This is a genomic window from Paenibacillus silviterrae, from assembly GCF_030167925.1.
In the GTDB taxonomy this organism is placed as follows: domain Bacteria; phylum Bacillota; class Bacilli; order Paenibacillales; family NBRC-103111; genus Paenibacillus_G; species Paenibacillus_G silviterrae.
Genome location: NZ_JASKUT010000001.1, coordinates 2089952 through 2105184, shown reverse-complemented (window position 1 = coordinate 2105184; position 15233 = coordinate 2089952). Strand labels below are relative to the sequence as shown.

Sequence of the window (15233 nt, the reverse complement as noted above, 5' to 3'; positions counted from 1 at the left end):
AATCATACCGATTCTGCCACAGGGAGTGAGAAGCGTTGAACATTTTGTTTCATGGACATTCCTGTTTTCAGATCAGTGATGGTGAGCATTCGTTACTGATTGATCCGTTCATTTCGGGCAATTCTCTGGCCGTCACGAAGCCGGAGGAGATCAAGACAGAGTACATCCTGCTGACCCACGGCCACCCGGATCACATTCTGGACACGGTGCCGATCGCCAAAGCGAATGATGCCAATGTCATTGCGACCTTCGAGCTTTCCACCTACATGGGATGGCAAGGGCTGAAGACCCGGGCCGTCAACATCGGAGGGCGGCTGTCGCTCGGTTTTGCAGAGATTCAGATGGTACAAGCCTTTCACAGCTCCGGCATTATTGATGAAAAGGAGCAAAAGATCATTTATGCCGGGATGCCGGGAGGCTTTCTCATTCATTGGAACGGGAAAACGATCCTGCACACCGGAGATACCAGTCTGTTCTCGGATATGAAGCTGATTGGCGAGCGCAATGCTATCGATGTGGCGTTTATCCCGATCGGTGACGTCTTTACCATGGGACCGGAGGATGCCGCTGTTGCGGCGGAGTGGCTTCAGGCCAGATGCGTGGTACCGATGCATTATGATACGTTTCCGCCGATTGCACAGCAGCCGGACCGTTTCGTTCAGCTCCTGAGCGAACGGGGAATCGCGGGCAAGGTGCTCCAGCCGGGACAATCGTTGAAGCTGTAAATGCAGGAGGGCCGTCTTCAAAGGCGAAGAGGCTCTCTTTTTTAAAATTGACTTTTTAAACTAATATGTTTATTATATATATAAAGTAATCATTACATATTGAGGAGTGTGACGCTTCCATGTATGATGTTGCGATTATAGGTGCCGGTCCGGCCGGAGCCAGTGCAGCGCTGTTTACGGCCAAGGCAGGCAAGAAAACGCTCGTTATCGACAATGATAAGAGCATCACCAAAAGGGCTTGGGTTGAGAATCATTATGGCGTCATGGAGATCACAGGACCTGATCTTGTGGAGATAGGGAAGAAGCAGGCAGCCAAATTCGGAGCGGACTTGATTGCCGCTACTGTGAACCATATTACGAAAACCGATGCGGGCTTTACCGTAGAAACGGATCAAGGCGCGTATGAGGCGGCCCATGTGATCGTGGCAACCGGCTTGTCCGTGGATCTGGCGGATAAAACGGGAATCAAGACCAAAGAGGGCACGGAGCCCCGAATCAAAACCGTGTTCGATGTGGATGTACAGGGCAAAACGAACATTCCAGGCATCTGGGCAGCCGGTACGATTGCGGGCGTGAGCATGCATACCATCATCACCGCAGGCGACGGCGCCAAGGTAGCGATCAACGTCATCAGTGAGCTGAACGGCGAACGGTATGTCGATCATGACGTGCTGAAGTCTTAAATCGAATTAGCAGCATTTCTCGATCCGCAGGGCGATAGCCTGGCGGATCGTTTGCATTTCATCGTTATAACGATTCTCGGTCTTGACGGAAAGAAGCCGCACGTGCCATCATATAGGTTACGTTAAGGAGAGGGGAAGAAACGCAGCATGAAGAAATCTACATTAAAGATCATTCCTGTTCAAACGATAGAGCAGCTGGAGGAATGCTTTTCGATCCGGTTTAAGGTATTCGTGGAAGAGCAGCAGGTGCCAAGGGATTTGGAAATCGATGAATATGATGCTTCCCCGGAGGCTTGCCGTCATTTTGTACTTCGAGACGGTGAGATTCCTGTGGCTACCGGCCGATGGAAGCCGTTCGAAGGGAATGCTGCCAAGCTGCAGCGCATTGCCGTTCTGCCGGATTATCGCGGTCAGGGGGTAGGAAGACTGGTGCTCCGGGCGTTGGAGGAAGATGCCGCCGCCAGTGGCTGTACTTCCGCCGTATTGGACGGACAGATTCAAGCGGAGGCCTTTTACCGGAAGCTAGGGTATGAAACGATATCCCCGGAGCCTTTCCTCGATGCGGGGATTTGGCATGTACGTATGAAGAAAACAATAGGCTAATAGGAGCCTTCATCAGTTAGGGGGAGAAGCCAGAGCCATGAAGAGGTTTTCCAAAATACCGGTCGGCGAGTACAGCCGGTTATTGAAGCAGTACTTGCAGTCCCAAAGGAAGAGCATCATTTGGCTGTCGGTGCTGCTGCTAAGCGGCATCCTGCTGCAGCTGGTGCACCCCCAGATCATTCGGTACTTTATCGATACGGCCCAGTCTCAAGGCAGTATGGAACCGCTTTGGTATGCAGCCCTTCTGTTTCTTGGCGCTACGCTTGTGCAGCAGCTGGTGTCGGTTGCCGCCGCATATGTAGGGGAGAACGTAGGCTGGGTGGCCACGAACCAGCTTCGGGGCGACGTCGCCGCGCATTGCCTGAAGCTGGATATGTCGTTCCATAAATCGCATACCTCGGGGGCGATCATTGAACGAGTGGACGGCGACATTAATAACCTGGCGAATTTCTTCTCCAATTTTGTTATCTCGCTGCTGAGCAATCTGGTGCTCGTGATCGGCATGCTTGTGCTTCTTTTCCGCGAGGGCTGGCAGATCGGAACGGGGATGCTGGCCTTCGTCGTGTTTGCCCTTCTGTCGATCAACTACATCCGTAAGTTTGCCGTACCTCACTGGGGACAGCTGCGGCAGATGAGCGCGAAGTTTTTCGGGTTTCTGGGCGAGCATTTGGAGGGAACGGAGGACACCCGGGCGAACGGGGCTACAGGTTATGTGATCCGCAGGTTTCATGCCCTGCTGCGAGAGTGGCTGCCTCTGAGGGTCAAGGCTTTCATGGGCTGGGCAGCGATGTGGATTACGACCATTGTCGTATTTACGATCGGGAATGCCGTTGCTTTCGCGGTATGCGCTTACTTGTGGAACAAGGGCTCGATTACACTGGGAACGGTGTATATGGTGTTTTATTATACCGAGCTCATGGCGAAGCCGATCGAGAAGATTCGGACACAGATGGAGGATCTGCAAAAAGCCGATGCCAGCATTACTCGTGTAAGGGAGCTCCTGCAGACGCAGTCCGCCGTTCAGGACGGGATCGGTGCCCCTATTGCGTCGGGAGCCTTGTCGGTTACGTTTGACAAGGTATCGTTCGGATATGAGGACAACCGTGCGATTTTGCACGAGGTGGATTTTCATTTGGAGAAGGGCAAGGTGCTCGGTTTGCTCGGCCGCACGGGCAGCGGGAAAACGACAACGGCACGGCTGCTGCTTCGCTTCTATGATCCGCTGCAGGGAACAATCCTGCTTGAGGGCACGGACGTGAAGAAGGCAAAGCTTCATGAATTGCGCAAACGTGTCGGCATGGTAACGCAATCGATTGAGATCTTCCAAGGGACCATTCGCGACAATCTTACGTTTTTTGATGAGAAGGTGGAGGACACCCGTGTGATTGCTGTTCTGGAGGAGCTTGGCATGGGCGCTTGGTACCGTTCTTTGCCAAACGGCTTGGATACGCAGCTTGAATCCGGAGGCGGCGGTCTGTCGGCCGGGGAAGCCCAGCTGCTGAGCTTCGCGAGAGTGTTCCTGGCCGATCCGGGGCTCGTCATTCTGGATGAGGCTTCGTCCCGGCTCGATCCCGCAACGGAGCAGAGGATCGAACGTGCCATAGGGCGGCTTCTGCAGGACCGAACCTGCATTATTATCGCTCACCGGCTCGCCACGATTGAGCGGGCAGACCGCATTATGGTGCTGGATAACGGCCGGATTGCGGAATACGGCGACCGGAAGGCGCTTGCAGCGGATCCGTCATCGGCTTACAGCCGGCTGCTCGAAACGGGGATGGAGGAGATGCTCGTATGAGTACTTGGTCGTTTCTATGGAATTTGACCCGATACCGGCTGGGGATGTACACGCTGAATGCACTGGCATGGACGCTAATCTATTTGGCGCCGATCGTTCCCGGTTTGCTGACGAAACAGTTTTTCGATACCTTATCGGGACAATCTCCTTATGAGCTCGGGGTCTGGGCTCTGATCGGGCTGCTGCTTGCAGCAGCGCTGGGGCGGGTAATGCTGATCATTTTCGGGTTTATTACCGATGTTCAGTTTCGTTTCCGCGTCGGAGGCCTGCTGCGCCGCAATCTGCTCGTGCATGTGTTGAAGGAGCCGGGAGCTCGCGCGATTCCTTGCTCTCCGGGGGAGGCAATCAGCAGCTTTCGCGATGATGTCGATCAAGCGGAGGAGACGATCAGCTGGTCGGTGGATGCGTTCGGGATGACGTTCTTTGCCATCGTGTCCTTCTTCATTCTCATTCAAATCCATGTCCAGATGACGCTGTGGGTGTTTCTTCCGTTGGTTATGGTAGTGACCGTCGCCCAGCTGTCCACAACCTTACTGCAGAAGTACCGTGCTGCCAGCCGGGAGGCTACTGCGCAGGTGACCGGAGCGATCAGCGAGATGTTCTCCGCCGTGCAGTCGATACAGGTTGCCGGGGCGGAGGATCGGGTAATCGGCCGGTTCCGCCGGCTTAACGAGCAGCGCCGTGAGGCGACAGTGAAGGATAAGCTGCTGACCTCGACGCTCGACTCCGTGTTTTCCAATACGGTCAATTTCGGAACGGGATTCATTCTGCTGCTGGCCGCATCGGAAATGCGCAGCGGGACGTTCTCCGTCGGGGACTTTGCCCTGTTCGTCTATTATTTAACCTTTGTCACTCAATTTATCCAAAATTTTGGTAAATTCATTACGTATTACAAGCAAAGCAGCGTTGCCAAGGACCGGCTGGTGGGGCTGCTTCAGGGAGCCGATCCGCACCGGCTGACGGAGCATCATTCGCTTCATCTTCGCAGCGCCGGCAAGGAGCAGGAGGAACCGGCGAATGCCGGAAGCATGGCGGCTTCCGATCCTCTGGAGCGGATGGAGGTGCGGGGGCTGACGTACCGTTATCCCGATACGGGCCGGGGCGTCGAAGGAATTAGCCTGAGTCTCCCGCGCGGCTCCTTCACGGTTGTTACCGGACGAATCGGCTCCGGCAAAACGACCTTCGTCCGCGCGCTTCTCGGCCTGCTGCCGATGCAGTCGGGCGCCATTTATTGGAACGGGAAGCAGGTGGAGGCGCCGGGCGACTTTTTCATTCCTCCGCACAGCGCTTATACTCCGCAGGTGCCAAGGCTTTATAGCGATACGCTGCGCAATAACATTATGCTGGGACTGTCGGCTGACGAAGCGAGGCTGGAGCGGGCGCTGCACTCCGCGGTGCTGGAGCCGGACCTGGAGCGGCTTCCCTCCGGGCTGGAGACGGTCATCGGCCCGCGCGGGGTGAAGCTGTCCGGCGGCCAAGCGCAGCGAACGGCAGCGGCGCGGATGTTCGTTCGCGAAGCGGAGCTGCTCGTGTTCGACGACCTATCCAGTGCGCTCGATGTGGATACGGAGCGCAAGCTGTGGGAGCGTCTGGATGAGCAGCGCCAAGGAGCGGCTTGCCTTGTCATTTCCCACCGGAAGGCCGCACTTGCGCGTGCGGATCAGATTGTGGTGCTGAAGGACGGCCAAGTGAACGGCATAGGCACGCTGCAGGAGCTGCTCAAAGAGAACGAGGAGCTGCAGCGGCTTTGGCACCGGGAAGAAGGGTGACGCCCTTTGGATTTGATTTCAGGTGCTAACCGCATTTCCCGGGCAAGCGCACAGATTGACAAAAATCCCGAGCATTCGTCTTTGAAGGACCGAATGCTCGGGATTTCGTCGTTATAAGCAGCCGGATAGCCGCACCTTATCGCAATGCATTCACCAGAAACGGAGCCGTATCCGATTCTGCAATCACCTGCTCCTTCGAATCGATTACCTTCACCTGTACGGAATGCAGCCCTGCGCGAGTCAGAATGTCCTTCGGCACTTCGGCGCTTAGAGTCCCCTCGTCATGCCACTTCGTTGTAAGCTTCTTGCCGTCCATGAACAGCGTGCTGCCTATGCCGAAGCGATGGCCTCTTACCACCATAACCGAACGGCCATGCTCCGTGCGGAACGATTCACCCAGCATCACCGAATTTGGCGATACGGAGTCAATGGCCTGCTCATAGCCGTGCTGATACCCTGGCGGATCAATCAAACCGGCGGCTCCGCCGATCTCCGCTTGAAGCCCCGCTTCCTGCAGCATCCGATATTCCTCCACCAAGCTCCGATCCACGCTATATTCGGCATAGTGGCTCTCCGGGGGCACAATCGGCATCCGCTTGGATAGCTGTTCCAAATAATCGGTAAAGGCATTTCCTTGCCGGCCCGCTGCCTTCAGGACGTAAGGTCCGAGGAAGGAGGGACTCATATTCAGTGTCTCTGTCGGAAGCGTAACCGCGTTACTCCATACGAGCAATGGAACGCGGTGCATTTTTTCCAGAAAATCAGGATCGTTCTCCCCGCTGATATAGTGCGTGTCACGATAGATGAAATAGTCCTTATCGAAGTACGGCAGATGATCGCCGAACCACACCAGCACCACCGGCTCGCCGGACCGGTTGAAATAATCGACAAGCTCCTGCAGCATGTGATCCGCACCGGAGCTGCCTTGCGCATACGTCTCCAGCACTCCTCGGGCCTCACGTCCCAGGCTGCCTTTCACGTCGATCGTGTTTTTGTCAAACTTGCCTTCAAAGTAATGATAGTGGTTCTCCATTGTGTTAGCAAAAATAAAATCGGGCCCCTCGGTCTGCCGGGTTTGCTCGATAATCCGTTTGGCTACTGCGTGATCTCCGATATACGGGCCTACGAATTCGTCGGGGTTGAAGTAGTCATAGCTGATGAACCGCTGGAAGCCTAGATGCTTGTACACCTCGGAGCTCCCCAGATGCCAATGATGGTAAGAACTAATGGCGGCGGTGGAATATCCCTGACCGGCCAAAATATGTGCAAGCGAGCCTGTAGGCTGCTTGATGACGGTTTCATAAGGATTCGAGCCATCCTCGAAGAACCGGTACGATTTGCCTGTCAGCACCTCCAGCTCCACATTTGCCGTTCCGCCGCCGAACATGGGGGAAAGCATCGTTCCGCTCGGGTATAGCTCCGCCAGCCGGCGAAAGGTTGGGATCGGATCCCGGGAAAATTTCACGTTCGGCAGCCGGGTCATGTCCCAAAAGGTTTCGCTTAGTACGATGATGATCGTCGGCTCCTTAGACAGCGGTCCCGTCGGGACTACGGTCGTATCGAAGCTGGTCGGTGCTGCGGTCGGCGATTTGGCCGCTTTGTTCAAAATGGAGGAGGATTCTAAGGTGAGCAGTGCAACAGCACAGGTGATGATTGTCAGCAAGCGTAAATAAAAGGGCATCCACGGCCACCCGCTTCATAGGAAATGAACTTTCATGAGTGACATTATATCATGTCCGGTCGGAGGTGGGAATTCCTCGGCAGGCCGGTTTGAGGCAGGTTATTCTTGGATAAAATGAGGAGACGGCAACGAACCCTACTACAATAAGGAGTGTTGAACTGTGGAAAGAACCTTCCTGATGATCAAGCCGGACGGAGTGCAACGAAAGCTGGTCGGCAAGCTTGTACAGCGATTTGAAGAGAAGGGCTTCGAGCTGCTGGGGGCCAAGCTGATGCATGTAACAAGAGAGCAAGCGGAAGCCCATTATGCGGAGCATCGCGAGAAGCCGTTTTTCGGTGAGCTGGTGCAGTTTATTACGTCGGCTCCTGTGTTCGCGATGGTATGGCAGGGGACTAATGTTATCCAGCTGTCCCGAGCAATGATGGGGAAGACGAATCCGCTTGACGCCGCTCCGGGAACCATCCGGGGAGACTTTGCCGTAGAGGTGGGCTCCAATGTGATTCACGGCTCGGATTCCAGAGAAAGCGCCGAACGGGAAATTGCGAATTTCTTCCCTGAAGCAGCATATAATCAGCCTATACCTACAGAACATGGTATCAGTGAAACAGGCCTTCCTCTTCAATAGGAGGCCTTTTTTTATATGGTTATGTGCGCCCACTGGTGATGGTTTGAAGCAATGTGTGTGGGGTGCAATGCTGTTACACAAGACAATTTCATAATAATATTGACTTCAATCGCACCAATTGAGCTTTGGCAGCGCAAATCTGCTTGCGACTTCTGCCCATTAAGATGATTTTCATAACGTTACAAGGAGCATTACCGACCCGATATAAGCGCTAGACGCCTGTAACGCGATTTTTTCATTTTACGGTGGCAGATGAACACATTTTTGGTACAGTAAGATGATTTCATAACGTTACAAGGAGCGTTACCGGGCCGTGTTAAGCACCATACGCATTGTAACGCGATTTTTTCATCTTACAGTGGCAGATCAACACATTTTTGGTACAGTAAGATGATTTCATAACGTTACAGAGAGCATTACCGGGCCGTGTTAAGCGCCAGACGCCCTGTAACGCCATCTATCTGCCACAGGTAACCGATTTCGAGTTGTACAATTAGTTCGAGATCGACAAAAGCCCGTTTTTTTGCGCCTTCGTGTTGCCCATGACATTTGGTAACCTTAGCTTCGAGAATGTGGGGAGGTACTCCTGCTTTTGTATGCCGAATAACCTTATTCCACAAGGGTTTTCTAATTATGTAATTGACTTATACTGCAGAAATCAACGATCCTAAATGAGGCTCATAACGGGATTTGTGACAATAGGCATCTTTTTGAGAAGCACAACTGCTTGAAACGAGTCAAACGGTGTTGGCATGTTGTATATTCGCAGAAATCTTCGTGCTCTGCAACCTCCTCTTCACGTGGAAATGTGCATCTGCCGCTGTCCATCCGTACAATCCACCTCCCTTCCTCCTTCATATCATGAATTATCTTGAGTCGAGGAGGTGATACATGTGGACTTTACTCGCATTGCCCGTATTTGCTTACGTCCCCTTCGTTCACGCCGCCGTGTTTGCTTAACCTTCTCCGGTCGCGGAGATGTCGCCTATCTTCGCAGGGTGGTGAGAAAGCTTCGCCGTCTTGGACTTCTTCGCCTCCTGCTGGTAGCGATTTTGACTGGAGATGTGCTCGGCATTCGCCGCATCCTGGCACTTGTCAGCCGTTTCCCTGTCCGCATTCGCTTCACATCCGGGAGAACCGTTCGGATTTTCTTCTGCCGTAACGGCGTCGAATTCGCCGTACTTCGCGTAGGCGTAACCTTCGTTCGCAGCTCGAATCGCAGCTGCTAAGACAGGTTCTAATCGAGAGGGCTTGCTTCCTGATCTTTACAGGGGGCAGGTCCTTTCTTCGCATTTCATTTGAAGTTTTTGTGAAAATTGGGTACAGTGAAGAGTAGAATTTGTAATGAAACCTTGAAGGAGGGATCATATCCCATGCGAGATCCAAGACTTAAAACATTTGCCCGCAACCTGATCCGGTATTCGGTTGATCTGCAGCCTGGAGAAACGATTTTGCTTGAAATGATCGGACTTCGCGATTATGAATTGACCAAGTGTTTAATAGAAGAGGTTTACGCCGCAGGCGGCTATCCTATCGTAGAATATCGTGATCCTGCCGTAACCCGCAGTATTATGCTGGGTGGCTCGGAGGAGCTGTACCGTCGTATGGCGGAGCTTGAGCTTCACCGCATGAAGCAAATGGACGCCTACCTTGGCGTGCGCAGCGGCGACAACATTACCGAGACATCGGACGTTCCTTCCGACAAAATGCAGCTGTTCACCAAGCTGTATCAGCGGCCGGTTACGGATCAGCGCGTCAACCACACCAAATGGGTGATCATGCGTTATCCGAGCCCTTCCATGGCTCAGCAGGCCAATACGAGCACCGAGGCGTTCGAGGACTTTTACTTTCAAGTATGCAACCTGGATTACAGCAAAATGTCCGAGGCCATGGAAAGCCTCGTAGAGCTGATGAATCGTACGGACAAGGTTCGTCTGGTGGGACCCGGAACCGACCTCAGCTTCTCGATCAAGGATATTCCTGCCATCAAATGCGCAGGCAAGCTGAATATTCCGGACGGCGAGGTGTTTACGGCACCGCTGAAGGAATCGGTCAACGGAGTCATTACATATAACGCCCCGACGATTTATGCAGGGACTTCCTTCGAGAATATTATGCTTCGCTTCGAGAATGGGAAAATCGTAGAAGCTACGGGAAGCGACACGCAGCGGCTGAACGAAATATTGGATACGGACGAGGGAGCGCGGTATATCGGCGAATTCGCGATCGGCGTCAATCCGTATATCAAGAAGCCGATGAAGGATATCTTGTTCGATGAGAAGATTGACGGCAGCATCCATTTCACGCCGGGTAATGCCTATGAAGAGGCGGATAACGGGAACCGTTCCTCCGTCCATTGGGATATGGTGCTGATCCAGCGCCCGGAGTACGGCGGCGGAGAAATTTACTTTGACGACCGTCTGATCCGTAAGGACGGACGCTTCGTAGTGCCGGAGCTGGAGAAGCTGAACCCGGAAAACTTAATCTAATCAGCAGGAGAACCCCTTTCGGCATTTGGGCCGGAAGGGGTTGCTTTGCCTGCTTATGCGAAAGGGGAGGGAGCAGTGATGCTGCGTTTTTTGGAAACGGTTCTCATTACAGTCGTCTTTGGGCTGCTCTTTACTTGGCTTCGTGTACCGCTAAGCTGGATGCTCGGACCGCTTGCCGGAGTGCTTCTCTGGACCGGCTTCACCCGCCGCCAGCTCAGCTTCCCGCTATGGCTTCGTAACGTCGGACTGGTGCTGCTCGGTTATGCAATGGGACTTGCCTTCACGGCCGATAGCGCCCGTCAGATCGTGACGCAGCTGCCTTGGATGCTTCTCGCAACCGTGCTGACGGTCGGCTTCAGCCTCCTGATGGCTGGATTGCTGACTCGTTTTACAGGAATTGATGCCGCTTCAAGCGTCATCGGCTCGATCCCCGGCGGATTGTCCCAGATGGTGGTTTTGGCGGAGGAAGTGCAAGGGGCGGATCAGACGGTGGTAGCTTTTCTGCAGACGATCCGGCTGCTTACGGTCATCTTCGTCGTTCCTTTCTTGGCGGTGCATTCCCTGACAAACGGTCCAGACGATCTCAGCACTTCTTCGCCCGCATCGGCAAGCGGGGTTTCATCGATCTTCGGCGAGCCCTACACCTGGGTGCTGCTCGCGGGCTTCGTCCTGGCGGCTGCCTTGCTATCGGTTCGACTGAAGCTGCCGACGCCATGGTTCCTAGGACCGCTGGCTGCAGCCGCGCTGCTTACGGTATCCGGGTTTCCGCCGCCTCATCTGCCAAGCCCGATGATTCTTGCCGCACAGTGGTGCCTCGGCGTGTACCTGGGCCTCGGTATCAAGCTAACGTCGCTTGCGGGCTGGCGCAGGCTGCTGCCGCTTTCGGTCATCAGCGGACTGTTCATTGTCGGTTTCTCGCTGGCGCTGAGCTTCTGGTTCAGCAGCATGCAGCAGATGAGTGTGGCTACTGCCTTCCTGGGCACATCCCCCGGCGGGATGACGGAGATGGGGGTTACGGCAACGACGGTTCACGCCGATGTTTCCCTTGTGGTCGCGTATCAAATGTTTCGCATTCTTTTTATTTTATTTATTGTTCCCTATGGGCTAAGGTGGGCGTTTCGCGCAAGAAGCACCCGGTCGGAGAACGAGTAGCCCTGCTCATGAAACAAGCCGCTCCAAACCCAATGATCAGGGATGGAACGGCTTGTTGTTTTGCTAGGACTTACCGTCAATCAAGAGCAGGACGATGGACGTCAGACCGAAGCATGTATTGATCAGGCAAAGGAACAGTACTACCTGCTTTGGATTCAGTCCGGTTCGCAGCAGACGATAATGCGCTTGGGTGGCGTCCGCCTGGTAGATCGGCTTTCCGGCAAGCAGTCTTTTTACAACGACAAAGACATTGTCAAAAATCGGTACGCCCAGCGCCAGAATCGGGATGAACACCGAGAGCACCGTCGCCCCTTTGAAGGCGCCGTCCAAGGCGACGACGCCCAGCATAAATCCAAGGAAGGTCGCGCCGGCATCGCCCATGAAGACCTTAGCCGGAGGCTTGTTGTACTTAAGATAGGCTATAGCGGCGCCAACAAGAATGATCGCAATCATCGCCGATTCCGATTGACCCTTGGCCAGAGCAACGACGAAGAGCGTTATGGCCGAGATAGCCGAGATGCCTCCGGCCAGTCCGTCCATGCCGTCGGTAAAGTTGATGACGGTAGTCACTCCGAAAATCCACAGCACCGTCAAAACAAACTGCAGCCAGGCGGGTAGAAGGACATCGGTCCCCGTCAGCGGGTTCGAGAAGCCGTAGAAAACAATGCCCGATTGGTACACAAGTACGGCAGCCGTCATCTGCACGAGCATTTTCGGCAGCGCCGGGAATTCCTTGCCATGAGTTTTGAACCAATCGTCCACCATGCCGATTCCGAGCACCAGTAAGCCGCCGCCTAAGACAGCCCCTGTTCTCAGCCAGCTTTCTTCTTGCACGAAGATAACGAAGCTCACGACGAACCCGATAAAAATGGCGATGCTCGCCGTAAGCGGGATGGGCTCCCGGTGAATTTTGCGCTCAACCCCCGGCTTGGGCTTGTCCACAAAGTCGATGCGAAAGGCCAGCCTGCGAAGCGGGGGAATGAAGAGGAGGACGATGGTAAAGGATAACAAAAATGCGGCCAAGTAACTGATAATGCATCCCTCCCAGGAAAATAAAACCACAGGTAGGATCATTATAGCACGGCCGCCATACATGAGATCATGATAGAATGCTGATAAATGACTGATTATCGGGAATGCTTGCGAAAGTGGATCGGGGTCTGCTTCGTCAGCTTTTTGAACATTCGGCCGAAGTGGGCGATATTCTCAAAGCCGACCGCCTCGGCAATGCGGATGATTTTGAGATTCGTCTCCTTCAGCAGCCGCTGCGCTTCCTTGATTCGGGTCGTGTTGACATATTCGATGAAGGTAAAGCCAGTCACATCTTTAAAGGCGCGGCTTAAATAATAAGGGCTCATAAAAAAGCGCTCCGACATCGCCGACAAGGTCATCGGTTCGCTGTAATGCTCATTAATGTAACGGACGATTTCCGATATTTTCTTATGCATCGGGCTGGCATGCTCGAAGGAGACGGCCTCCTGACGCTCGGCATAACGGCTGGAGAACAGCAGCAGCTCGGCGAGCAGCAGCTTGACATACGTTTCGTAGCCCGAGGCGCGCTCCTTCAGCTCCTTCGTCATCTTGTTCATAATGGTCTGCACGAACAGCTGATCCGGCAGCTTGAGGCTGAATACATTTGTTGGCTGCTGAAATACGGCGAATAAAGCCGGATGGAACAAAGGATGATCCGCTCCGATAAACTTATCGCTGAAGTTGATGACGATCCGCTCGTAGCCGGAGGGTCCGACATCGGAGGTTTTATGCACATCATGCTTATTTATAAACACCAGATCGCCGGGCGAAATAAGGTAGGAGCGGTCCTTAATGAAGTATGCCCGCTGACCGGCCATGAGGTAGAAGATTTCGTAGGTTCCGTGAAAATGATTCGTCCGCTCGAACGGCTCGGTACGCTTCACGTGCTGAAAGTAAAAGTCGCCTTCCTCGGCGCCATAGGTAAGCGGCATCGGTTCATTCATTGTTCAGGCACCTCCTGTGTAGACTTTGCTCTCATTGTATCAAAAATCACTATCAAGTCAACGCAAGAAATGCATACATTCTTATTTTTTAAGCAAAAATAGCGAAGATTATCATCTTATTTTGCATTAAAATCGAGATGAGAGAATACCGGTATGTCCTACAAACCAAGGACACCGTAACATTAAAGGAGGACCCCGATCATGGGTAAGTTCCAATTCGTCGCGGAAGCGATCCAGCAAGGCCAAACACCACAAGACAACGCACAAGTGAAGGTATATCCATTGTCCGTCTCCAGCGCTAACGGCACCTCGCTCGTTATGGTGAAGGATAAGGAGCAGCACGGCAAATATTTGATCGCCGTAGGCGAAGGCCCGCTGTTCGATGAGCTCGAGGGCGAGGTGGAAGGCGGCTACAAGGCAGCTCCGCTGTCCCATGCTAACCGTCTGGTACTGAACAAGTACTTCGATTACACCGTTCCGCGTGCTTTCGGTACGCAAATTGCTACCATCGGTCTCGGCGACCGTCTGGGCATTGCTTCTCCAGGCCACATCCAAACCGTACGCGGCCGTAACGTGCGTCCGATTCTGGCACAGCAAAGCATCCGTGAGCTGAACCTCACAGGACGAGACTACAAGCAAGTCGTAGATGCCGCTTGCTTCGCAGCATTCCAAGAAGGCTACAAGGACGGCTTCGGTGCCGACGGCGACCACTTGAAGGTGGAAGCGGACATCGAGATGGCGCTGGGCCTTGGCTTCACTATGCTGACGCTCGACTGCTCCGAGAAAATCGACAACACGGTAGAAGGCACGGATGCAGCGGCACAAGCAGCAAAATATGCACAGCTTCCCGAATCCGTACGTAATCACTATGAATCTCGTTACTTGAACCAAACGTTCGAGGTAGCCGGAACTTCCATCACGTTCGATCGCGAAACGCTGATCAAGAACGTGCTGATCTACGGCGCCGCGGTCGACTTCATGGAGCACATTTACGTTACTTATATCAAGAACGCTTCCCGCGAAGTGGACTTTGAAATTTCCATCGACGAAACAGCTACGCCTACTGCGCCGGAATCCCACTTCTTCGTTGCAAAGGAGCTGTACAGCCGCGGTCTGACGATCTACAGCATGGCGCCGCGCTTCATCGGCGAGTTCCAGAAGGGTATCGACTACATGGGCGACATCGAGCAGTTCGAGAAGGAGCTTATCATTCATGCCGGTATCGCCGACGACTTCGGCTACAAGCTGAGCATCCACTCCGGAAGCGACAAGTTCAGCGTGTTCCCGATTATCGGCAAATACACCAAAGGCCGCTTCCACGTGAAAACGGCCGGAACCAACTGGCTCGAAGCTGTTCGTACGGTAGCCAAAGTAAATCCTTCCTTATACCGCCGCATGCATCAGTATGCGCTGGAGCATTTTGAAGAAGCTACTGCTTACTATCATGTAACAACGGATCTCAGCAAGATCGCACCGCTGGATAAAGTGTCCGATGCGGATCTGGCGGATGTGTACATGAACGAAGACAACGCGCGCCAGGTAATCCACATTACGTACGGCATTCTGCTGCAAGCGAAGGATGCGCAAGGCAACTCGCTGTTTAAGGATGAGTTCTTCCGCACGCTGAGCGAGCAGGAAGAGGCTTATGCGGATTCTCTCAAAGCCCACATCGGCAAGCACTTGGATTTGCTCGGTAAGTAAGACCAGCGTCACTACTCCAAATTAGAGGTGAGTT

Annotated in this window: 13 protein-coding genes; 10 read left to right on the top strand and 3 right to left on the bottom strand. The window is 53.6% G+C overall.

Annotated features, from left to right (window positions below):
* Positions 1-35: 35 nt before the first annotated feature.
* The 5 genes from QMO62_RS09380 to QMO62_RS09360 all read left to right on the top strand — a co-directional run bounded on the left by QMO62_RS09380 (position 36) and on the right by QMO62_RS09360 (position 5575).
* Positions 36-725: a metal-dependent hydrolase gene (locus QMO62_RS09380; protein ID WP_284640577.1), complete on the top strand. Its 690-nt coding sequence runs from the start codon at positions 36-38 to the stop codon at positions 723-725.
* A gap of 119 nt (positions 726-844) precedes the next feature.
* Positions 845-1408, top strand: a complete 564-nt coding sequence (locus QMO62_RS09375; RefSeq protein WP_284640575.1) for an FAD-dependent oxidoreductase — start codon at positions 845-847, stop codon at positions 1406-1408.
* Positions 1409-1555: 147 nt separating this feature from the next.
* Positions 1556-2011: a GNAT family N-acetyltransferase gene (locus QMO62_RS09370; RefSeq protein WP_284640573.1), complete on the top strand. Its 456-nt coding sequence runs from the start codon at positions 1556-1558 to the stop codon at positions 2009-2011.
* A gap of 37 nt (positions 2012-2048) precedes the next feature.
* Entirely contained in the window at positions 2049-3806 is a 1758-nt protein-coding gene (locus QMO62_RS09365; RefSeq protein WP_284640571.1) for an ABC transporter ATP-binding protein, read from the top strand.
* Positions 3803-5575: an ABC transporter ATP-binding protein gene (locus QMO62_RS09360; protein ID WP_284640569.1), complete on the top strand. Its 1773-nt coding sequence runs from the start codon at positions 3803-3805 to the stop codon at positions 5573-5575. The genes QMO62_RS09365 and QMO62_RS09360 overlap by 4 nt, the downstream gene beginning before the upstream one ends.
* A gap of 136 nt (positions 5576-5711) precedes the next feature.
* On the opposite strand, the gene QMO62_RS09355 is transcribed toward QMO62_RS09360, so the two are convergent.
* Positions 5712-7238, bottom strand: a complete 1527-nt coding sequence (locus QMO62_RS09355) for an LTA synthase family protein (protein WP_284640567.1) — start codon at positions 7236-7238, stop codon at positions 5712-5714.
* A gap of 178 nt (positions 7239-7416) precedes the next feature.
* Here QMO62_RS09355 and ndk point away from each other — a divergent pair, with 178 nt between their 5' ends.
* From ndk to QMO62_RS09335, 4 genes are all read left to right on the top strand, one after another.
* The gene (gene ndk / locus QMO62_RS09350; protein WP_284640565.1) at positions 7417-7881 is read left to right on the top strand and encodes a nucleoside-diphosphate kinase; all 465 of its coding nucleotides are present in this window, start codon (positions 7417-7419) and stop codon (positions 7879-7881) included.
* 893 nt (positions 7882-8774) lie between these two features.
* Positions 8775-9110, top strand: a complete 336-nt coding sequence (locus QMO62_RS09345) for a hypothetical protein (RefSeq protein ID WP_284640563.1) — start codon at positions 8775-8777, stop codon at positions 9108-9110.
* Positions 9111-9254: 144 nt separating this feature from the next.
* Positions 9255-10370 (top strand): aminopeptidase, encoded by a 1116-nt coding sequence (locus QMO62_RS09340; protein ID WP_284640561.1) that lies wholly within the window; start codon positions 9255-9257, stop codon positions 10368-10370.
* A gap of 78 nt (positions 10371-10448) precedes the next feature.
* A complete protein-coding gene (locus QMO62_RS09335) occupies positions 10449-11522 on the top strand; it encodes an AbrB family transcriptional regulator (RefSeq protein WP_284640559.1) in 1074 nt (357 codons plus the stop codon).
* Positions 11523-11585: 63 nt separating this feature from the next.
* Here the strand turns inward: QMO62_RS09335 and QMO62_RS09330 are convergent, their stop codons facing one another.
* Together QMO62_RS09330 and QMO62_RS09325 are read right to left on the bottom strand one after the other, a co-directional pair.
* Positions 11586-12596, bottom strand: a complete 1011-nt coding sequence (locus tag QMO62_RS09330) for an MraY family glycosyltransferase (protein WP_284640558.1) — start codon at positions 12594-12596, stop codon at positions 11586-11588.
* Positions 12597-12649: 53 nt separating this feature from the next.
* Positions 12650-13498 (bottom strand): helix-turn-helix domain-containing protein, encoded by an 849-nt coding sequence (locus QMO62_RS09325; protein ID WP_284640556.1) that lies wholly within the window; start codon positions 13496-13498, stop codon positions 12650-12652.
* A gap of 201 nt (positions 13499-13699) precedes the next feature.
* Here QMO62_RS09325 and QMO62_RS09320 point away from each other — a divergent pair, with 201 nt between their 5' ends.
* Entirely contained in the window at positions 13700-15199 is a 1500-nt protein-coding gene (locus tag QMO62_RS09320; RefSeq protein WP_284640554.1) for a tagaturonate epimerase family protein, read from the top strand.
* Positions 15200-15233: the final 34 nt, after the last annotated feature.

Bases quoted from the DNA above. Each gene is read 5' to 3' on its own strand.
- QMO62_RS09340 (WP_284640561.1), top strand. From the start codon at position 9,255: ATGCGAGATCCAAGACTTAAAACATTTGCCCGCAACCTGATCCGGTAT.
- QMO62_RS09335 (WP_284640559.1), top strand. From the start codon at position 10,449: ATGCTGCGTTTTTTGGAAACGGTTCTCATTACAGTCGTCTTTGGGCTG.
- QMO62_RS09320 (WP_284640554.1), top strand. From the start codon at position 13,700: ATGGGTAAGTTCCAATTCGTCGCGGAAGCGATCCAGCAAGGCCAAACA.
- QMO62_RS09365 (WP_284640571.1), top strand. From the start codon at position 2,049: ATGAAGAGGTTTTCCAAAATACCGGTCGGCGAGTACAGCCGGTTATTG.
- QMO62_RS09330 (WP_284640558.1), bottom strand. From the start codon at position 12,596: ATGATCCTACCTGTGGTTTTATTTTCCTGGGAGGGATGCATTATCAGT.
- QMO62_RS09325 (WP_284640556.1), bottom strand. From the start codon at position 13,498: ATGAATGAACCGATGCCGCTTACCTATGGCGCCGAGGAAGGCGACTTT.
- QMO62_RS09375 (WP_284640575.1), top strand. From the start codon at position 845: ATGTATGATGTTGCGATTATAGGTGCCGGTCCGGCCGGAGCCAGTGCA.
- QMO62_RS09370 (WP_284640573.1), top strand. From the start codon at position 1,556: ATGAAGAAATCTACATTAAAGATCATTCCTGTTCAAACGATAGAGCAG.
- QMO62_RS09360 (WP_284640569.1), top strand. From the start codon at position 3,803: ATGAGTACTTGGTCGTTTCTATGGAATTTGACCCGATACCGGCTGGGG.